We start from the raw sequence: 18,194 nt of genomic DNA on the forward strand, positions 1-18,194 counted from the left end.
CCCGGCCCCCTCGCCTCGTACCTTCGGAATTTCTCCACCTGCAAGGAATGATCCGTGCCATGAGACTCGCGCTTCGCGACATCACCAAGCGCTTCGGCTCCCTGGTCGCCAACGACCACATCTCCCTGACCGTCGAGCCGGGTGAGATCCACTGCCTCCTCGGTGAGAACGGCGCGGGCAAGTCCACGCTGATGAACGTCCTCTACGGCCTCTACCAGGCCGACGAGGGCGAGATCGTCATCGACGACGAGCCCCAGCACTTCAAGGGTCCCGGCGACGCGATGGCCGCCGGCATCGGCATGGTGCACCAGCACTTCATGCTCATCCCCGTCTTCACCGTCGCCGAGAACGTCATGCTCGGCCACGAGACCACCGGGTTCGCCGGCAGCCTCGACCTCGTCGCCGCCCGCCGGCGGGTCCGGGAGATCTCCGACCGCTTCGGCTTCCAGGTGGACCCTGACGCGCTCGTCGAGGATCTCCCCGTCGGCGTGCAGCAGCGGGTCGAGATCATCAAGGCGCTCTCGCGTGACGCCGAGGTGCTCGTCTTCGACGAGCCGACCGCCGTCCTGACGCCACAGGAGACCGACGAGCTGATGGCGATCATGCGCCAGCTCAAGGAGTCGGGCACGGGCATCGTGTTCATCACCCACAAGCTGCGCGAGGTGCGCGAGGTGGCCGACCGGATCACGGTCATCCGCCGCGGCACGGTCGTCGGCGAGGCCTCCCCGGAGGCCTCCAACGCCGAGCTCGCGGCACTGATGGTCGGGCGCCCGGTCGAGCTCAAGGTGCACAAGGACCCGGCGGAGCCGGGCGAGCGCGCACTCGTCGTCTCCGACCTCACGGTGGCCGACGAGGACGGGCGTGTCCACGTCGACTCGATCAGCTTCCACATCGACGCCGGTGAGATCCTGGCCGTCGCCGGGGTCCAGGGCAACGGCCAGACCGAGCTCACCGAGGCGATGGTGGGCCTGGCCCCGCACGTCGAGGGCTCGATCAGTCTCGACGGCCGCGAGATCGTGGGCCGCTCGGTCCGCAAGGCGCTCGAGGCGGGGATCGGGTTCATCCCCGAGGACCGCCAGGTCGACGGCCTGGTCAGCAACTTCACCATCTCCGAGAACCTCATGCTCAACCGCAGCTACGACGAGCCCTTCGTCTCGCGCGGTTCGCTGAACCTGAAGAAGCTCGACACCTTCGCCAAGGAGAAGCTGGCCGAGTACGACGTACGCGCCCCCGGGGTCTCGACCCTGGCCGGGCAGCTGTCGGGCGGCAACCAGCAGAAGGTCGTCGTCGCCCGGGAACTCTCACGTGACCTGCGACTTCTCGTCGCGGCGCAGCCGACGCGCGGCGTCGATGTCGGGTCGATCGAGTTCATCCACCAGCAGATCGTGGCCGCGCGCGACACCGGCGTCCCGGTGCTCGTGGTCTCCACCGAGCTCGACGAGATCGCCGCTCTCGCCGACCGGATCATGGTCCTCTACCGCGGACGGGTCGTGGGCATCGTGCCCGCCGACACCTCCCGCGACACCCTCGGCCTGATGATGGCCGGCGAGACTCCTGAAGGGATTGAGTCGTGAGTGAGAAGGGGCCGGAGAACGAGCCGGCCGAGACGACCGGGCCGACCGAGCCGACCGAGCCGACCGAGCCGACCGAGCCGACCGAGCTGGTTGAGTCGGCCGATGAGGTGAAGGCGTCCTCCGACGCCGACCGGGTACCCGAGGCGAGCCGTTGGCACCTGGCGATGCGCGAGATCACCACGGGCAACGCGCTGGTCGCAGTGCTCTCGGTGGTGCTCGCGATGTTCTTCGGGTCGCTGATGATCCTCTTCACCGACGAGGACGTCCGCTACGGGCTCTCCTACTTCTTCGCCCGCCCCTCCGACACGTTCTTCTACGCGTGGGAGGCCATCTCGGGGGCGTACGTCTCGCTGTGGCGGGGTGCTGTCTACAACGACCTGGGCGGCACGTTCACCCAGCAGATCAAGCCGATCACCGAGACGATGAAGTTCGCCGCGCCGCTGACGCTGGCCGGGCTCGGCATCGGCCTGACCTTCCGCGCCGGGCTCTTCAACATCGGCGGCCGTGGTCAGATGCTGCTCGGCGGCGCCGCGGCCGCGTTCGTGGCGGTCAGGCTCGACCTGCCGATGATCGTGCACCTGCCGCTGGCGATCCTCGTCGGAGCGCTGGTCGCCGCCCTGTGGGGCGGGATCGCCGGTCTCCTCAAGGCGCTCACCGGTGCCCACGAGGTGATCGTGACGATCATGCTCAACTACATCGGCTACTACCTGGTCTTCTACGCGCTGACCCGCAAGTCGCTGCTCCAGGCGCCCGGGTCGGGCAACCCCAAGTCCTCGCCGATGCCGGAGTCCGCGATCCTGCCGGACCTGCTCGGACCGCAGTTCAACCTGCATGCCGGGTTCCTGCTCGCGGTGCTGGCGACGTTCCTGGTCTGGTGGATCCTCAATCGCTCCTCGCTCGGCTACCGCTTCCGCGCGGTCGGCGAGAACCCCTCGGCCGCGAAGGCTGCCGGCATCAACGTCGGGGTCGCCTACCTCAGCGCGTTCCTGATCTCCGGCGCCCTGGTCGGCCTGGCCGGGGTCAACCAGGTGCTCGGCTCGGTGACCGACGGCGCGACCAGCGGCCTCGACGCCGGGATCGGCTTCGACGCGATCACCGTCGCGCTGCTGGGACGCTCGCGTCCGTTCGGCATCCTGGCCGCCGGGCTCCTGTTCGGCGCGTTCAAGTCCGGCGGTTTCTTCATGCAGGCCTCCGAAGGGATCCCGGTCGACATCGTGCTGGTCATCCAGTCCCTGATCGTGCTGTTCCTCGCCGCGCCACCTCTGGTGAAGGCGATCTTCCGACTCCCCACGAAGGAGGCCTGAGGACCGTGTCCATCGTCGATCTTCCGGTCAACTCCGACGAACCAGTCGTCGCCGAGCGCATCCCGGGCCTGTGGAAGACGCCCATCGTCATGGCGGTGTTCACCGTGCTGGTGGCGCTGCTCGTCATCCTGGCTCCTCGCACCGGCGACTCCACCTTCAGGTGGAGCCGTGACGGTGACTGGTTCGCCATCCCCGACATCACGCTGCCGGCCAACGCCGTCGTGTGGACGGCCGTGGTGCTGTGCCTGCTGTGCACGGCGTACGCGGCCTGGACCGCTCGCGCCGGCCGCAAGACTCCCCTGGTGCTGGTCGCGGCCTTCGCCGTGATCGCGGTGTCCGGGTTCCTGGCCTGGGCGGTCGCGGGCAAGACGCTTCCCGTGGTCGGCCTGCTCGCCGGCGCGCTGGCGCTGGCGGTGCCGCTCGTGTTCGGTGCGCTCGGCGGCGTACTCGGTGAGCGGTCGGGCGTCGTCAACATCGCCATCGACGGCCAGCTGCTCTTCGGCGCCTTCGGTGCCGCGATCGTCGCCTCCCTCACCGGCAGCCCCTGGGCCGGCCTGGTGGCCGCGATGGTCGCGGGGATGCTGGTCGCGCTGCTCCTGGGCCTCTTCGCGATCACCTACTGGGTCGAACAGGTCATCGTCGGTGTCGTCCTCAACGTGCTCGTGATCGGCTTCACCAGCTTCATGTTCTCCCAGGTCCTCTCGGAGAACGCCGCGGCGCTCAACAACCCGCCCCACTTCCCGCGCCTGGAGATCCCGCTGCTGTCCGGCATCCCGGTGCTCGGCCCGATCTTCTTCCGCCAGACGGTGCTGGTCTACATCATGTACGCCGCCGTCTTCCTCATCGCCTGGGCCCTCTACCGGTCCAAGTGGGGCCTGCGCGTGCGCGCGGTCGGCGAGCACCCGAAGGCGGCGGACACCGTCGGCATCAACGTGATCGCCACCCGCTACCGCACCGTGCTCCTGGCCGGCGCGATCGCGGGCATCGGCGGGGCGACCTACACGCTCGTCTCGGTGCCGTCCTTCGGTCGTGAGATGACCGGCGGCGCGGGCTATATCGCGCTGGCCGCGGTGATCTTCGGCAAGTGGGACCCGATCAAGGCGACCCTGGCGGCGCTGCTCTTCGGCTTCGCGTCCAACGTCGAGTCCGTGCTCTCGGTGATCGGCTCTCCGGTGCCGTCGCAGTTCATGCTGATGCTGCCGTACGTGGTGACGATCTTCGCCGTCGCCGGCCTCGTCGGGCACTCACGTGCCCCGGCCGCAGACGGGGTGCCGTACCGAAAGGGCTAGCCCGGCTGGACCAGTGCGCGGTGGGCGGCGGCGGCCAGGACCTTGGCGCCGACGCCCACCGCTCGTTCGTCGATGCGCAGGTCGCCCTGGTGGAGGTCGTAGGTCGGGCCGCCGGGGGTGCGTACTCCGAGACGGAACATCGAGCCGGCGACCTGCTCCTGGTACCAGCCGAAGTCCTCGCCACCGAGGCTCTGCGCGGAGACGACGGCACCCCGCTCCCCCAGAACCGCGCGGACGCTCTCGACGAGGATCTGGTGGGACTCCTCGTCGTTGCTGACCGGCGGGACCCCGCGGGTGTAGTCGACGGCGGCCGTCACGCCGTAGGGCGCGATGATCTCGGCGACGACCTCGCGTACGACGTGCTCGACCTCGCTCCAGGCGTCGCTGTCGAGGATCCGCACGGTGCCTCCGACGGACCCGTGGGCGGGGATCACGTTGTGGATCTGGCCGGCCGTCACCTTGCCCCAGACGACGCTCACACCGGCCCGGGGGTCCATCCGCCGGCTCAGGATCACCGGCAGCTCGGTGGTCACCTTGGCGAGCGCGAAGACGAGGTCGCCGGTCAGGTGCGGGCGGGAGGTGTGACCGCCGGTGCCGCTGAGGTGCACGTCGATCAGGTCGGCCGCGCTGGTCAGCGCGCCGGAGCGGATCCCGACCCGGCCGACGTCGACGGTCGGGTCGCAGTGCAGCGCGAAGATCCGCTCCACGTCGTCGAGCGCACCCAGGCTCATCAGGTGCAGCGCCCCGCCCGGCATGACCTCCTCGGCGGGCTGGAACAGCAGGCGTACGCCTCCGGGCAGCGGTGACTCGCGATGCAGGTCGGCCAGGGCGAGGCCGGCGCCGAGCAGCGCCGTGGTGTGTACGTCATGGCCGCAGGCGTGCGCGACGCCGGGGACGGTGCTCGTCCAGACGTCGGTGGTGACGTCGTCGACGGGCAGTGCGTCCATGTCGCCGCGCAGCGCGACGACCCTGTCCGTCTGGCCCAGGTCGGCGATCAGGCCGGTCGCAGAGGGCCGGTCGACCTGCCAGCCCGCCTTCTCCAGTCGCTCGGCGATCAGCTCGGTGGTGCGATGCTCCTGCCAGGACAGCTCCGGGTGCGCGTGGATGTCCCGGCGCAGGTCGGTCAGCTCGGCGTCGTAGGCATCGACTCGCTCGGCGAGGAAGGCAGCAGGCTCCAGCATGGTCCCGTCAGACTAATCCTTGTCGTAGGCGGCGAGGATCCTGTCCGCGGCGACGGTCGCCGGAAGCTCCCCGGAGAGCACCTCGTCGCGCACCTCGTCGCGGATCGCCTTGACGCCTACGGAGTGCTTGAGCCGCTGGTCGAGCTCGTCTCGGACGAGCGCCCAGGTGAAGTCGAGCTGCTGCTCGGCGCGCTTGGTGCGCAGTCCGTCCTTGCCGAGGTGGGCACGGTGGGCCATCACCTGCTCCCAGACCGAGTCGACCCCGTCGTCGTGGAGCGCCGAGGCGGTGACCACCGGCGGCGCCCACTCCTCACGCGAACGCACCAGCCGGAGCGCACCGGCGAGCTCGCGAGCGGCCGCGCGCGCCTCCTGGGCGCGGTGGGGGTCGTCGGGGTCGGCCTTGTTGACCGCGATCACGTCGGAGATCTCCAGGATGCCCTTCTTGATCCCCTGCAGCTGGTCACCGGTGCGCGCGATGGTGAGGAACAGGAACGTGTCCACCATCCCGGCCACGGTCACCTCGGACTGCCCGACGCCGACGGTCTCGACCAGCACCACGTCGTAGCCGGCCGCCTCCAGCACCGCCATCGCCTGCACGGTCGCTCTGGCGACCCCGCCGAGCGTGCCGGCGGACGGGGAGGGCCGGATGAACGCGTTGGGGTCCACCGAGAGCCGCTGCATGCGGGTCTTGTCGCCCAGGACGGAGCCGCCGGTGCGCACCGAGGACGGGTCGACCGCCAGCACCCCGACCTTGAGGCCGTTGGCGGTCAGCCGGCTGCCGAGCGCCTCGATGAAGGTCGACTTGCCGACCCCCGGCACCCCGGAGATCCCGACCCGCACGGTGTCGCCCGCGGGGAGCTTGGTGAGCAGCTCGCGCGCGATGTCGCGGTGCTGGGGCTTGGTCGACTCCACCAAGGTGATCGCCCGTGACACCGCCGCCCGCTTGCCGTCGCTGATGCCGTCGAGAAGGTCTTGTACGTCGGGCCCTGGCATGGCCAGCACCTTAGCCAATCGCGCGACGATGTCAGCGAGCGCGCCACAGGGCGTCGCGGACGGCGTCGGGCAACTGCCCCGCTCGCCCGTCGTCCAGCGGCACCCACGAGACCCCCATCTGCACGGCGTACCAGGCGACGGCGGCGGCGATGATCACCAGACCGACGACGGCGACGACCCAGCGCTGCCACGGCGCGGAGGCTGCACGGGCGACCGGCCCGACGGTGTCACGGACCCGTTGCGAGGCGAGCCAGGCCGCGGACATGAAGGTCATCGCGGCGGCGTAGAGAACCGCTGTCAGGGGCACGCCGAGGCCCAGACATCCGACCGCGACGGCGGCCGCGATCACTCCCGTCAGCGCGGTCAGCGCCACCGTGCCGGGGATAGCGCGCAAGAAGTCCCACGGCGAGCGGACCAGCGCCCACGGCCCGTCGTACCACTTCCGCCCGCGTGCCTCCCGACGCTTGGCCAGGTGGTCGGCGGCCAGCGACGTCGCCCGCAGAAGCCAGACCCCGAGGCCGAGCAGGCCTGCTCCCAGGAACGGGTACACAGCGACGACCCCGGCGAGGATCGCGGCGAGCGCGACCAGGATCAGGAAGTGCATCGGACCCGGCCAGCGTTTGAGGTTGGCGTGCTTGCTGGGCGGGCTCCACCCGGGCTCGGGCGACGGAGCCGGTGGCGGCGCCTGCGGGTCGAACCTGCGCACCACCAGGGGCTCGGCCGGCACGTCGGCGTCGGTCACCGCCGTCGGCGGCACCTCCTCCACCTCCGTCATCGCATCGTCGGCGGCGTCCGCATCGACCAGCGTCGGCTTCAGCTCGGCGTCCGCGGGTGCGGCGGCCAGCGGCATCGTCACCGGCAGCACCTCGGTGACCGCCGAGGCATCGCCTCCCGACCACGGCACCTCGGGCTCCATCAGCCACTCCCGCAGCTCCTCCAGGCCCGGCCGGTCCGCGGGATCCGTCGCCAGCGCCGCCGTCAGGACCTCCCGCATCGAACCCTCGATGCCGTCGAGGTCGTGCTGGCCGCGGCGTACGCGATCCAGGACGGCCATCGACGGACCGGTCCCGAACGGAGGCCGACCCGTCAGCGCGTAGGTCGTCGTGGCCGCCCACGAGTGCACGTCGCTGGCCGGCGTCGAGGGCGTCCCCTCCAGGATCTCCGGCGCCAGATAGCCCGGGGTGCCGACCAGCCATCCGGTGAGCGTGATCTTGGGATCGTCGGCGACCCGGGCCAGCCCGAAGTCGATGAGCACCGGCGTACGCCCCTCCATCACCACGTTGGAAGGCTTCACGTCACGGTGCAGCACGCCGGCGTCGTGGCAGGCCGCGACCCCGCCGGCCAGGCAGCGCGCCAGCCAGAACCGGTCCTCGCCGAGGACCGGACCGTCGTCCTTGATCCGGTCGTGGAGAGTCGGCCCCGGCACGTAGCGGGTCGCGACGTAGGGAAGGTCCGCGTAGGGGTCTGCGTCGACGATCTCGGCGATCCAGGGGCTACGCACCTGCCGCAGCGAACGGACCTCGCGCTCGAGCCGGGCACGGGTCTCCTCGTCCCCCACGACGTGCGTACGCAGCACCTTGAGCGCCACCCGCTCGCCGGTCTCCTCGTGGCGGGCCAGGTGGACGACTCCCATGCCGCCCTCGCCGAGCTTGGTGAGGAGCTCGTAGGCACCGACCCTCACCAGCCCGTCCCCGGATGCCCGCCCGGGGCGTAGGTCCGTCACAGCTCTGAGGCTAGACGAGCCCGACGCCCCCGGCGAGGACATACCGCGGCGGGAGTGTCAGTGGTCGAGCTGCTCCCGCAGACGACCGAGCAGGTCGATGGCGGAGTCGGCGATGACCGTGCCCGGCAGGAAGACCGCGGCCGCGCCCATCTGCTCGAGCGTGGCCACGTCGTCGGGCGGGATGACCCCGCCGATGACGATCATGATGTCCGGGCGCCCCTGCTCCTCCAGCGCCGCCTTCAGCGCGGGGAGCAGTGCGAGGTGACCGGCAGCCAGCGACGAGACCCCGACGATGTGTACGTCGGCGTCGACCGCCTGCTGCGCGACCTCCTCGGGCGTGGAGAACAGCGGGCCTACGTCGACGTCGAAGCCGAGGTCGGCGAAGGCCGAGACCACGACCTTCTGACCACGGTCGTGGCCGTCCTGGCCCATCTTCGCGACCAGGATGCGCGGGCGGCGACCCTCGGCCTCCTCGAACTCCTTGGTCGCCTTCAGCACGTCGGCCACCTTCGAGTCACCCGACGTCGTCGCCTCATCCCGGTACACACCGGAGATGGTACGGATGACGGCCTGGTGCCGGCCCCATGCCTTCTCCATCGCGTCGGAGATCTCGCCGACGGTCGCCTTGGCCCGGGCCGCGTCGACGGCCAGGGCGAGCAGGTTGCCCTCCAGGTTCGCCCCGGACTTCTCGGCACCGGCGGAGTTCGTGATGGCCTCCAGGGCCCGGCGTACGTCCTCGTCGTCGCGCTCCGCGCGCAGCCGCTCGAGCTTGGCGAGCTGCTGCTTGTAGACCTGGTCGTTGTCGACCTTGAGCACGTCGAGCGGGTCCTCGGAGGGGAGCCGGAAGGTGTTGACGCCGATCAGCTTCTGGGCACCGGAGTCGAGGCGCGCCTGGGTGCGGGCGGCCGCCTCCTCGATGCGCATCTTCGGGATGCCCTGCTCGATCGCCTTGGCCATCCCACCGGCCGCCTCGGCCTCCTGGATGTGGGCCCAGGCGCGCTCGGCGAGGTCGTGGGTGAGCTTCTCGACGTAGTAGGAGCCGCCCCACGGGTCGATGATCTCGGTCGTGCCGCTCTCCTGCTGCAGCAGCAGCTGGGTGTTGCGGGCGATGCGGGCCGAGAAGTCGGTCGGCAGAGCGATGGCTTCGTCCAACGCGTTCGTGTGCAGCGACTGGGTGTGGCCCTGGGTCGCGGCCATCGCCTCGATCGCGGTGCGGCCGACGTTGTTGAAGACGTCCTGGGCGGTCAGCGACCAGCCGGAGGTCTGGCTGTGGGTCCGCAGGGACAGCGACTTGGGGTTCTTCGGGTCGAACTGGCTCACCAGCCGGGACCAGAGCGCACGGGCCGCGCGCATCTTGGCGACCTCCATGAAGAAGTTCATCCCGATCGCCCAGAAGAAGCTGAGCCGCGGCGCGAACGCGTCGACGTCGAGGCCCGCGGCCAGACCGGTGCGCAGGTATTCGACGCCGTCGGCCAGCGTGTAGGCGAGCTCGAGATCGGCCGTCGCCCCGGCCTCCTGCATGTGGTAGCCGGAGATCGAGATCGAGTTGAACCGGGGCATCTTCGCGGCGGTGTAGGAGAAGATGTCGCCGATGATCCGCATCGACGCCGCCGGCGGGTAGATGTAGGTGTTGCGGACCATGAACTCCTTGAGGATGTCGTTCTGGATGGTCCCGGCCAGCTTCTCGGGCGGGACACCCTGCTCCTCGGCCGCGGCGATGTAGAGCGCCAGCACCGGCAGCACCGCACCGTTCATCGTCATCGAGACGGACATCTCGTCGAGCGGGATGCCGTCGAACAGCGTCCTGGTGTCGTAGATGGAGTCGATCGCGACGCCGGCCATGCCGACGTCGCCGCGCACCCGCGGGTGGTCGGAGTCGTAGCCGCGGTGGGTGGCCAGGTCGAAGGCGACGCTCAGGCCCTTCTGGCCCGCAGCCAGGTTGCGGCGGTAGAACGCGTTGGACTCCTCCGCGGTCGAGAACCCGGCGTACTGCCGGATCGTCCACGGCTGGGTCGTGTACATCGTCGGGTAGGGCCCACGCAGGAACGGGCTCAGGCCGGGGAAGGTGTCGAGCGCGTCGAGACCCTCGAGGTCCGCGGGCCCGTACGCCGGCTGGATCTCGATGCCCTCGGGGCTCAGCCACGGCGTCCCCCCGCTGGTTGAGCCGCCGGAGCCGCTAGGCGAAGGCGTGTCGAAACCAACACGGTCACCCAGGAGCGGCAGCCCCTTGAAGGATCCGGGAATCGTCATGAGAGCTTCTCCCTCGTAGCGGTCAGGAAGGCGAGCGCGTCGACACCCATCGAGGCGGCGTCGTCCACCTCGGCGTCGACGGCGTCGGGCTTCCCGGCGATGATCACGTGCGTGGCGCCGGCCTCACGGAGGGCCGCGATCGCGGCCGCGCCCCACTCGGCGTACGTCTTGTCGGACCCGGCCAGGCAGACGACCGGTGGCGTGCCGGCCGCACGATACTTTCCGGCCAGCTCCTCGGCGTCCGCGGTCGCACCCGCGACCTCGACGCCGATCCCGCCCGCGGCGAGCAGGTTGGTCGCGAAGGTTGCCCGGGCGGTGTGCTGGGCGACCGTGCCGAGGGTGGCGAGGAAGACCTTGGCGGTGGCAGGAGTGTCCCGCAGGGCCTCGAAGGAGGCGCCGTAGCGCACGACCCGCTCGTTGAGAGGATCGTTCGGCCGCGAGGGCAGCGTCTCGGCGAGGTTGGGGAACTCGGTGAGCCCGGTGATCGGACGCTTGCGCCGCGCGATCGCCTTCTCGCGCGCGGCGGAGACCGCGGCGATCCGGTCGCGGAAGGGCGAGAAGTCGTGGCCTCCGACGGTGTTGGCCCCGGTCCACTCCTCCTCGAGCTGGATGAACGCCTCCCAGCCGGCGGCGGCCATGTCGGCGGTCAACTGCTCGACGGCGAAGGAGCCGCCGGCGGGGTCCGCGACGGCCGCGACGTGGGACTCGTCGATCAGCAGGTGGGACACGTTGCGGGCGATCCGTCGCCCGAACCCGTCCGGGACGCCGTTGGCGGAGTCGAAGGGCAGCACGGTCACCGCGTCCGCGCCGCCGACGCCGGCGGCGAAGGCGGCGACGGTGCCGCGCAGCATGTTCACGTAGGGGTCGTACTTCGACAGCATCGGCCGCGAGCTCACCGCGTGGATGCGCATCTCCACGCCCTCGGCCCCGGAGAGCTCGAGGACTCGTGCCCACAGCTGGCGGGCGGCCCGCAGCTTGGCGGTCGTCGGGAACTGCTCGTCGGTGGCCGCGTACCGGAACTCGATGAGGCTCGCCGCGACTGCCGGCGAGAACCCCGCCTCGGTCAGCGCGCGCAGGTAGGCGACGCCGACCGCGATCGACCAGCCGAGCTCCTGCACGTCGGACGCGCCCAGGTCGTGCGCAGCCGTGGCGTCGACAACGATCGCGCGCACCCCGATCCCCTGGGCCAGACGGGCGAGGTCGACCAGCTCGGCGAACGCCTCGTCGGGCGCCAGCGGCAGGTCGCGCAGCAGTGCGCCCATCGGGTCGGCGCCGAGGTTGGTCCCGGCGTGCAGACCGGCGCCACGCTCGGCGATCAGCGCGAGCAGGTTCTGGGCGACCTTGACCGCACCGATCGGCGCGTCGAGCACGACCGGCGCCAGGTCGAGGAGCACCTTGTCGAGGAGCACCGCGAGGTCGGTGGTCTCGTCGGCGGCCACCCACAGCGAGGAGACCCCGCCGTCGAGGTCGACCAGGGCGGCCTCGTTGGCCGTCTTGGCGTCGACCCCCGAGAGACCGGAGACGAGGGAGCGGATGTCCCAGGCGCCGGAGCGCGTGGGACGTGCCGCGTCAGCGAAGGACTCCTCCGGCAGCCCGAGCGGGGCGATCTTGAGTCCGTCGAGGGAGGTGCGCGTCAGCTTGTCCCAGACGAGCGAGTCGGCGTCGTCGGCCGACAGCCGACCGCTCTTCCGGAGGACGGCAGCAGTCGCCGCCTCCCACTCGGCCTGGGAATGGGCATCCGCCGGCTGGGCAAGGCGCAACGAGTCGTCGCGAGCGGCGTCGTTCATGAATCGAACCTTAGGCCGATGGAGTGGCGGTGACCACAAAGTGTGAGGTTTACAACCGCTAACTGAGACGCGCCGTTAGGTTGAGCGCCGTGAAGGTACGCACCCCGGCCGGACAGACCTACCGGATCACCCGCCGCTGGGTCCCCTGGCAGCGGAAGTCGCGCCGCATGAGTCTCGACGGATTCGACGTCCCTCTCGGCCCGCCTTCGGGCGACGATCCGATCAGCGCGATCCTCATGGTGCTCTGGCTCATCATCGCGCTGCCGATCATCGTCGTGGTCGTCGCGGTCATGCTCCTGACCGGCATCGAGCTCCTCCTCCTGCTCGCGATCCTCCCCTTCGCCGTCGGCGCCCGGGTCGTCTTCGGCCGCCACTGGACCGTCGAGGTGCGCCGCGGCTTCACGCCCATCCACGAGGAGCGCGCGGGCAGGTGGGCCGCCAGTGCCGTACGTATCTCCGAGCTGGCGCGGGAGATCGAGTCGGGCAACGTCCCGGCCGACACCCTCACCAAGCAGCCGGCCAAGCAGTCGGCCAAGCAGTCCTAGTCGCGCCAGAGGCGCAGCAGCGGCAGCCCCGTGTAGACCAGCACCCACACCGGCCAGAAGAACCCCCGACCGGTGACGTGCCACGCGACCACGGCGATCGCGCCACAGATCAGGAACACCAGAACATCCCGTACGAAGCGCCGCCCCGCCCCGGGCGAGGAGACGGGTTCCTCCTCCCCCAGGTCGTCGACCACCGCGGCGAGGTCGGCAGTCCTCGCCGCGCCCCACACCGCCTCGGCGCGCGAGTCCAGCTCGGGCGCGTCGATCCGCCCCGCGGCGTACGCCTCGACGAGCCGCGCCCGCGCGGCCTCGCGCTCGAGGTCGCCGACCCGCGTCACAGCGCCTCCAGATCGAGCGCCCGGCCGGAGGCGTACAGATCCTTCGGGCAGGTCGAGGCGGCGCAGTCCTGATAGCGGTCGGCGAGCCTGGCGAGCGCCTTCACGGTCTGCGCAGCGGAGGGGTCCGCGGCGAGGTTGTGCTGCTCGTAGGGGTCCGAGGAGCGGTCGTAGACCTCGACCTGGCCGGTGTGCAGGCGGGCGTAGGTCCAGGAGCCGACCCGGACACCGGACCACAGCTGCCTGCTCCCGTCGGTGACCCGCCAGCCCGCGACCGGGATCACGCGGACCTGCTCGGGCGCACTCAGCCACGGCATGATGTCGATCCCGTCCAGCGGGCCGGGAGCGCGCGCCCCGGCCGCCGCGAGCAGGGTCGCGGCGATGTCCGGGTTGGTGACCGGGGTCCGGACCGTCCGCCCGCGCGGCACTCCGGGGCCGCTCATCAGCACCGGGATCCGCAGCGACTCGTCGTAGTGCCACAGCTTGCCGTTGAGGTTGTGGTAGCCGTTGGAGAAGCCGTTGTCGGAGGTGAAGACGACCAGCGTCCGCTTCAGCTCACCGCTCTTCTTCAGCCCGCCCAGGAGCGAGGCGATGTTGCGATCCAGGCTGCGAATGGCCTCGAGGCGGCGCTGGTAGGCGATCCGGAGGGCGTCCTTCTTCCGCGGGTTGAACTTCCCGCGCCCGGGCGAGCCCTTCGCGTAGCCGGAGGTGTCCTCGGGAAAGAGGTTGGGCCGCGCCGGGATCTGCACGTTGTCGTAGAACCCGCGGTCCTGGGTGTCTGGCACGGTCACGGACAGCGCGGCGTCGGTGCCCGGGTAGATCCTCTTCGGATCGTCGGGCCCGGAAGGCCCGCCGTGGTGCGGCGCCACGTAGTTGACCCAGGTGAACCAGGGCTTGCCGCTCGCGCGTTCGGCCGCGATCCCGGCCTTCGCGTGCTCGGTGATGACGGTCGAGGAGTAGCCCTTGGACTTGATGACCTCGCCGTTGACGTTGAACTTCGGCGACCGGAAGTTGTAGGTCGACGGGTCGACCGTCGCGCGCCACTGGTCCCACCCGGGCGGCACGTCGCCGCGGGTCGCGCCCTCGCCGTAGCCGTTGAGGTACTTCCCCGCGAGGATCGTCGAGTAGCCCGCGTCCTGCAGCGAGGTGGCCACCGTCGAGGAGTCGTCGAAGGCCTGATACCCGCCGTACGGCCCCTCGATCGTGCGCGCACCGTGGTTGTGGGCGTACTGCCCGGTCAGCAGCGAGGCCCGCGCCGGCACGCAGATCGGCGTCGGCGCGATCCCCTCGGAGAAGGCGACCCCGGTCCGCTCGACCAGCCTCCGCACCCGCGGCAGGTAGTCCATGTCGAGGGAGGAGAGGTCGTCGACCGTGACCATCAGCAGGTTCGGCCTCTCCACGGGCCGCTCCAGTGCAGGCGTACGCGACGGGGCCGCCGCCACCGCGGCCGGCTCGTGCACCAGGCCGGTCACCGCGAGGGCGCTCATCGCCACCGTCGCGACAGCAGCACGCTTGCGACGGGTGAACAGGTTGCCTACCGGCATGGCCAAACACTCCCAAGTAATAAGAGTTATTTAGTCCACTTTAACCCCTTAGATCCCTGTCAGATCAAGCGGTCCATCCGCGGCGTACATCTTCTTCGGGCAGCTGTCGCCTGCGCAGTCGCGGTACTTCTCGGTCAGGTCGGCCAACTGCGAGACCGTCTCGGCGTGGCCCGGGTCGTCGGCGAGGTTGGTCATCTCGTAGGGATCGTTGGTGCGGTCGTAGAGCTCGACCTCGCCGTTGTCGAGCTCGACATAGGTCCACCGCCCCACGCGCACCCCGGACCAGAGCCGGGAGGTGCCGTCGGTGGTCGGCCACGCCTCGATCGGGACGACGCGGGTCTGCTCGGGCGCGCGCAGCCACGGCATGATGTCGATGCCGTCGGGCTCGTGCGGGTCACCCGCGCCGGCCGCCGCGAGCAGCGTCGTGGCGATGTCCGGGTTGGTCAGCGTGGTCGCGACCTCGCGCCCCTTCGGTACGCCGGGTCCGCTCATCAGCACGGGGATCCGCAGCGACTCCTCGTAGTACCAGAGCTTGCCGTTGAAGTTGTGGTAGCCGCTGGAGAAGCCGTTGTCGGAGGTGAACACGACCAGCGTGCGCGCCAGGTCGCCGCTCTTCTTCAGCCCGCCGAGCAGGGAGGCGATGTTGCGGTCCAGGCTGCGCGCCGACTCGATCCGCCGCTGATAGGAGAGCCGGTAGGCGTCCTTCTCGATCTGCGAAGGGTTCTTCCGCGACGGCGACCCCTTCGGGAACTTCTTGCGCGCTTCCGGGAACAGGTTGGGCTGCTGCGGGATGGGCTTGTCGGCGTACGTGTCCCGGTCCTGCTTGTCCGGCACCGGCACGCCGATCGCGCCCTTGGTGCCGGGGAAGCGCTGCTTGGGGTCGCCCTTCTCCGTCGGGCCGCCGATGTGCGGTGCCACGTAGTTGACCCACTGGAACCACGGCTTCTGCGCGACCCCCGGCTTCTTTCGCCCATCCTTGAGCACAGCCTTCAGCGCCGCCTGCGCCTGCTGGGTGATGACGGTGGTCGAGTAGCCCTTCGGCTTCACCAGGCGTCCGTTGACGTTGAACTTGGCGCCCAGGTAGTTGTAGGTCGAGGGGTCGACGGTTGCGCGCCACTCGTCCCACCCCGGAGGCAGGTCGCGCTCGCTCCCCGCCTCGCCGTATTCGTTGAGGTACTTTCCGGTGAACACGGTCGAATAGCCCGCCTCCTGCAACGAGGTGGCCAGGGTCGCGGAGTCGTCGAAGGACGGATATCCGCCCTCGGGACCATGGATGGTGTGGGCACCGTGGTTGTGCGCGTACTGCCCCGAGAGCAGCGAGGCGCGGGCCGGCACACAGATCGGCGTCGGCGCGACCGCGTCGGTGAAGGTCACCCCACTCTCGCCGACCAGCTTCTTCACGCTCGGCAGGTAGTCCATGTCGAGGGCGGAGAGGTCATCGACCGTGATCATCAGCAGGTTGGGCTTCTCGACCGGCATCTCGAAGGCCGGCGTCGCGGTCGAGGGCTGCTCAGCAACACGCTCGGCCGTCGGCTGCTGGGTCGGCGCCCGACCACAGCCCGACATCCCTACGAACCCAGCAACCGCGAGTGCTGCTGCCGAAAGCGTCCAGACCCGTCTGGATAGCGCCACTGATTGTCCTCATCACGCTGGTCGTCTACTGGTCGTGCCGATGGTTCATCCCAGGTCAACGCACACGTCGCGCTCTCGCCATCCCCGGCCAGGACGCTGGTCCCATGAAGATGGCGCTGGTCACCGAGAGCTTCTTTCCTACCATCGATGGTGTCACAACCACGGTGAAGGCCATCGCCGACCGCATGATCGAGTCGGGCCACGAGGTGCGGTTCATCGCACCCGGCCCCGGGCTCCCGGTCTACCGCAACAGCCGGGTCGTCCGCGTCTCGCCGATCGCCAAGACCGGCCGCCAGGTACGCAGCGCCCTGGAGTCCTTCGAGCCGGACGTCGTGGTCACCTTCGATCCGGGCCGACTGGGCCGCAAGGCGCTCTCCTCGCCGACGGCGACAACGGCGACCACCGTGGTCGTCCAGCAGTCCCCTCTCGCCCCGAAGGCGGCGCTCACCTGGGGCACCTCGATCGCCGCGTACGCCGATGAGATCTTTGTCACAAGCGAGTTCCTGCGCCGCATGCTCGCGACGATCGACGTCACCGCCGAGGTGTGGGAGCCGGGGGTCGACGCGGCCGCGTTCTCACCCAGTCTGCGCGACGACTGGCTCCACCGCCGCTGGTCCAGGTCGAAGTCCCGCCCGACACCTCTGGTCGTGGTCGGCTACGCGGGCAACCTCGCCAAGAGCCATGGCGTACGCCGCCTCGCCGAGCTCACCGTGGTGCCCGGGATCCGCCTCGTCATCATCGGCGACGGGCCCCAGCGCGGCTGGCTCAAGCAGCGGGTCCCGCAGGCGAAGCTGACCGGCCCTCTCGGCACCGGCGACCTGGCCATCGCGCTGGCCTCGCTCGACGTCCTCGTCCACCCCGGCGAGGAGGAAGGATGCGGCCACATCCTGCGTGAGGCCGCGGCCAGCGCCCTCCCGGTGGTCGCCCCGCGGGCCGGCGCTGCCGCCGAGATCGTCCAGCACATGGAGACCGGGATCCTCTACAACCCGGCCCGCGCCCGCGAGCTCGCGGACGCGGTCGCCTCGGTCGTCTCCGACCCCCGGCGACACCTGCTCGGCGACCGCGGTCGGGAGCTGGTCGCGACGCGGCCGTGGACCGATGCGGCCGACGATCTGCTGGCCGGCCTGGTCGCGCTGCGCGAGGCCCGGTCCTCACGATCTCACGCCATCGCCACGGAGAATGCGCACCCTGCTGTTAGGCTTGCCTAACCCGTTACGAAGATACTCATCAGTAACCCCGCCCGCCCCCGCAGCGCCGAAAATGTCACATACTCCCTGCGTTCAAGTTCGGGTATGAGGGGTAGTAGCGTGCGTGCCGTGGCAACCACGACTCTGATCAAAGGCGCGCGGTCGACGCGCTCGACGATCGCCCTGAAGCTCCTTATGGCGGCCAGCGGCATCGTCTTCATCCTGTTTGTGCTCCTGCACATGTACGGCAACCTCAAAGCCTTCAGCGGCGAGCTGGCCTACAACGAGTATGCCGAGCACCTGCGTACGTTCGGGGAGCCGATGCTGCCGTACGGCGGCCTCCTCTGGATCCTGCGAGTGGTGCTCCTGGCGTCGCTGGTGGCTCACGTCGGCTCGGCGGTGGCGCTCTCGATGCGCGCTCACGCGCAGCGCCCGGTGAAGTACGCGGTGAAGAAGAACAAGGCTTCGTCGCTCTCCTCGCGCACCATGCGCTGGGGCGGCGTGGCCCTGCTCCTCTTCGTCGTCTGGCACCTGCTCCAGTTCACGATCGTGAAGATCAACGTGGGCGAGGGCGGACAGGCTGTGGACATCACCGAGAACCCGTACCGGCTGTTGACCGCGGCGTTCCAGCCGGAGCAGTGGTGGATGGTCCTCATCTACCTGTTCGCCATGCTCGCGCTCGCGTTCCACCTGCACCACGGCACCTTCAGCGCCATCCAGACGCTCGGGTTCACCAACACCGCTGAGTCGCGTGCCAGGGCCCGCGTCGCCGGCTGGGTCGTCGCGATCGTGATCGCCGGCGGCTTCTCGCTGGTCCCCCTGTTCACCGTCTTCGGCGTCATCTCGTAAG

Annotated in this window: 14 protein-coding genes; 6 read left to right on the top strand and 8 right to left on the bottom strand. The window is 70.1% G+C overall.

Annotated elements, in window-relative coordinates; translation table 11 throughout:
- Positions 1–59 precede the first annotated feature (59 nt).
- Genes BLT25_RS27745 through BLT25_RS27755 form a run of 3 tightly spaced genes read left to right on the top strand, consistent with a single transcriptional unit; the run spans position 60 to position 4,167 of the window.
- Positions 60–1,574 (top strand): ABC transporter ATP-binding protein, encoded by a 1,515-nt coding sequence (locus BLT25_RS27745; protein WP_091052792.1) that lies wholly within the window; start codon positions 60–62, stop codon positions 1,572–1,574.
- Positions 1,571–2,878 (top strand): ABC transporter permease, encoded by a 1,308-nt coding sequence (locus tag BLT25_RS27750; RefSeq protein WP_176884350.1) that lies wholly within the window; start codon positions 1,571–1,573, stop codon positions 2,876–2,878. Before BLT25_RS27745 ends, BLT25_RS27750 begins: the two co-directional genes overlap by 4 nt.
- Before the next feature lie 5 nt (positions 2,879–2,883).
- Positions 2,884–4,167, top strand: a complete 1,284-nt coding sequence (locus BLT25_RS27755) for an ABC transporter permease subunit (RefSeq protein WP_176884352.1) — start codon at positions 2,884–2,886, stop codon at positions 4,165–4,167.
- On the opposite strand, the gene BLT25_RS27760 is transcribed toward BLT25_RS27755, so the two are convergent.
- The 5 genes from BLT25_RS27760 to BLT25_RS27780 are packed head-to-tail and all read right to left on the bottom strand — an operon-like array spanning position 4,164 to position 12,101.
- The gene (locus tag BLT25_RS27760) at positions 4,164–5,348 is read right to left on the bottom strand and encodes an amidohydrolase (RefSeq protein WP_091052793.1); all 1,185 of its coding nucleotides are present in this window, start codon (positions 5,346–5,348) and stop codon (positions 4,164–4,166) included. The two genes, BLT25_RS27755 and BLT25_RS27760, sit on opposite strands and share 4 nt — an antisense overlap.
- 12 nt (positions 5,349–5,360) lie before the next feature.
- Positions 5,361–6,359, bottom strand: coding sequence for a methylmalonyl Co-A mutase-associated GTPase MeaB (gene meaB / locus BLT25_RS27765; RefSeq protein ID WP_371113357.1), 999 nt, complete (start codon positions 6,357–6,359; stop codon positions 5,361–5,363).
- Between the two features lie 13 nt (positions 6,360–6,372).
- A complete protein-coding gene (locus tag BLT25_RS27770) occupies positions 6,373–8,064 on the bottom strand; it encodes a serine/threonine-protein kinase (protein WP_176884354.1) in 1,692 nt (563 codons plus the stop codon).
- A 57-nt stretch (positions 8,065–8,121) separates the two neighbouring features.
- Positions 8,122–10,314, bottom strand: coding sequence for a methylmalonyl-CoA mutase (scpA, locus tag BLT25_RS27775; RefSeq protein ID WP_091052798.1), 2,193 nt, complete (start codon positions 10,312–10,314; stop codon positions 8,122–8,124).
- A complete protein-coding gene (locus BLT25_RS27780) occupies positions 10,311–12,101 on the bottom strand; it encodes a methylmalonyl-CoA mutase family protein (RefSeq protein WP_091052799.1) in 1,791 nt (596 codons plus the stop codon). Before BLT25_RS27780 ends, scpA begins: the two co-directional genes overlap by 4 nt.
- Before the next feature lie 89 nt (positions 12,102–12,190).
- Here BLT25_RS27780 and BLT25_RS27785 point away from each other — a divergent pair, with 89 nt between their 5' ends.
- Positions 12,191–12,646, top strand: coding sequence for a hypothetical protein (locus tag BLT25_RS27785; RefSeq protein ID WP_091052801.1), 456 nt, complete (start codon positions 12,191–12,193; stop codon positions 12,644–12,646).
- Here BLT25_RS27785 and BLT25_RS30100 read toward each other — a convergent pair.
- From BLT25_RS30100 to BLT25_RS27800, 3 genes are read right to left on the bottom strand one after another with little or no spacing between them, the layout of a single operon-like run.
- On the bottom strand, positions 12,643–12,984 hold the full coding sequence (locus tag BLT25_RS30100) for a DUF1707 SHOCT-like domain-containing protein (RefSeq protein ID WP_176884356.1): 342 nt from the start codon (positions 12,982–12,984) through the stop codon (positions 12,643–12,645). The two genes, BLT25_RS27785 and BLT25_RS30100, sit on opposite strands and share 4 nt — an antisense overlap.
- Complete coding sequence (locus BLT25_RS27795; RefSeq protein ID WP_091052804.1) at positions 12,981–14,525, bottom strand: sulfatase-like hydrolase/transferase; 1,545 nt, start codon at positions 14,523–14,525, stop codon at positions 12,981–12,983. The genes BLT25_RS30100 and BLT25_RS27795 overlap by 4 nt, the downstream gene beginning before the upstream one ends.
- A 48-nt stretch (positions 14,526–14,573) precedes the next feature.
- Positions 14,574–16,157, bottom strand: coding sequence for a sulfatase-like hydrolase/transferase (locus tag BLT25_RS27800; RefSeq protein ID WP_256328829.1), 1,584 nt, complete (start codon positions 16,155–16,157; stop codon positions 14,574–14,576).
- A 104-nt stretch (positions 16,158–16,261) separates the two neighbouring features.
- On the opposite strand from BLT25_RS27800, the gene BLT25_RS27805 reads away from it, so the two are divergent.
- Both BLT25_RS27805 and BLT25_RS27810 read left to right on the top strand, forming a co-directional pair.
- Positions 16,262–17,365, top strand: a complete 1,104-nt coding sequence (locus tag BLT25_RS27805) for a glycosyltransferase (RefSeq protein ID WP_091052808.1) — start codon at positions 16,262–16,264, stop codon at positions 17,363–17,365.
- A 108-nt stretch (positions 17,366–17,473) separates the two neighbouring features.
- The gene (locus BLT25_RS27810) at positions 17,474–18,193 is read left to right on the top strand and encodes a succinate dehydrogenase cytochrome b subunit (protein ID WP_176884358.1); all 720 of its coding nucleotides are present in this window, start codon (positions 17,474–17,476) and stop codon (positions 18,191–18,193) included.
- The last annotated feature ends 1 nt before the right edge of the window (position 18,194 follow it).

Source organism: Nocardioides sp. YR527 (assembly GCF_900101045.1).
Classification (GTDB): Bacteria; Actinomycetota; Actinomycetes; order Propionibacteriales; family Nocardioidaceae; genus Nocardioides.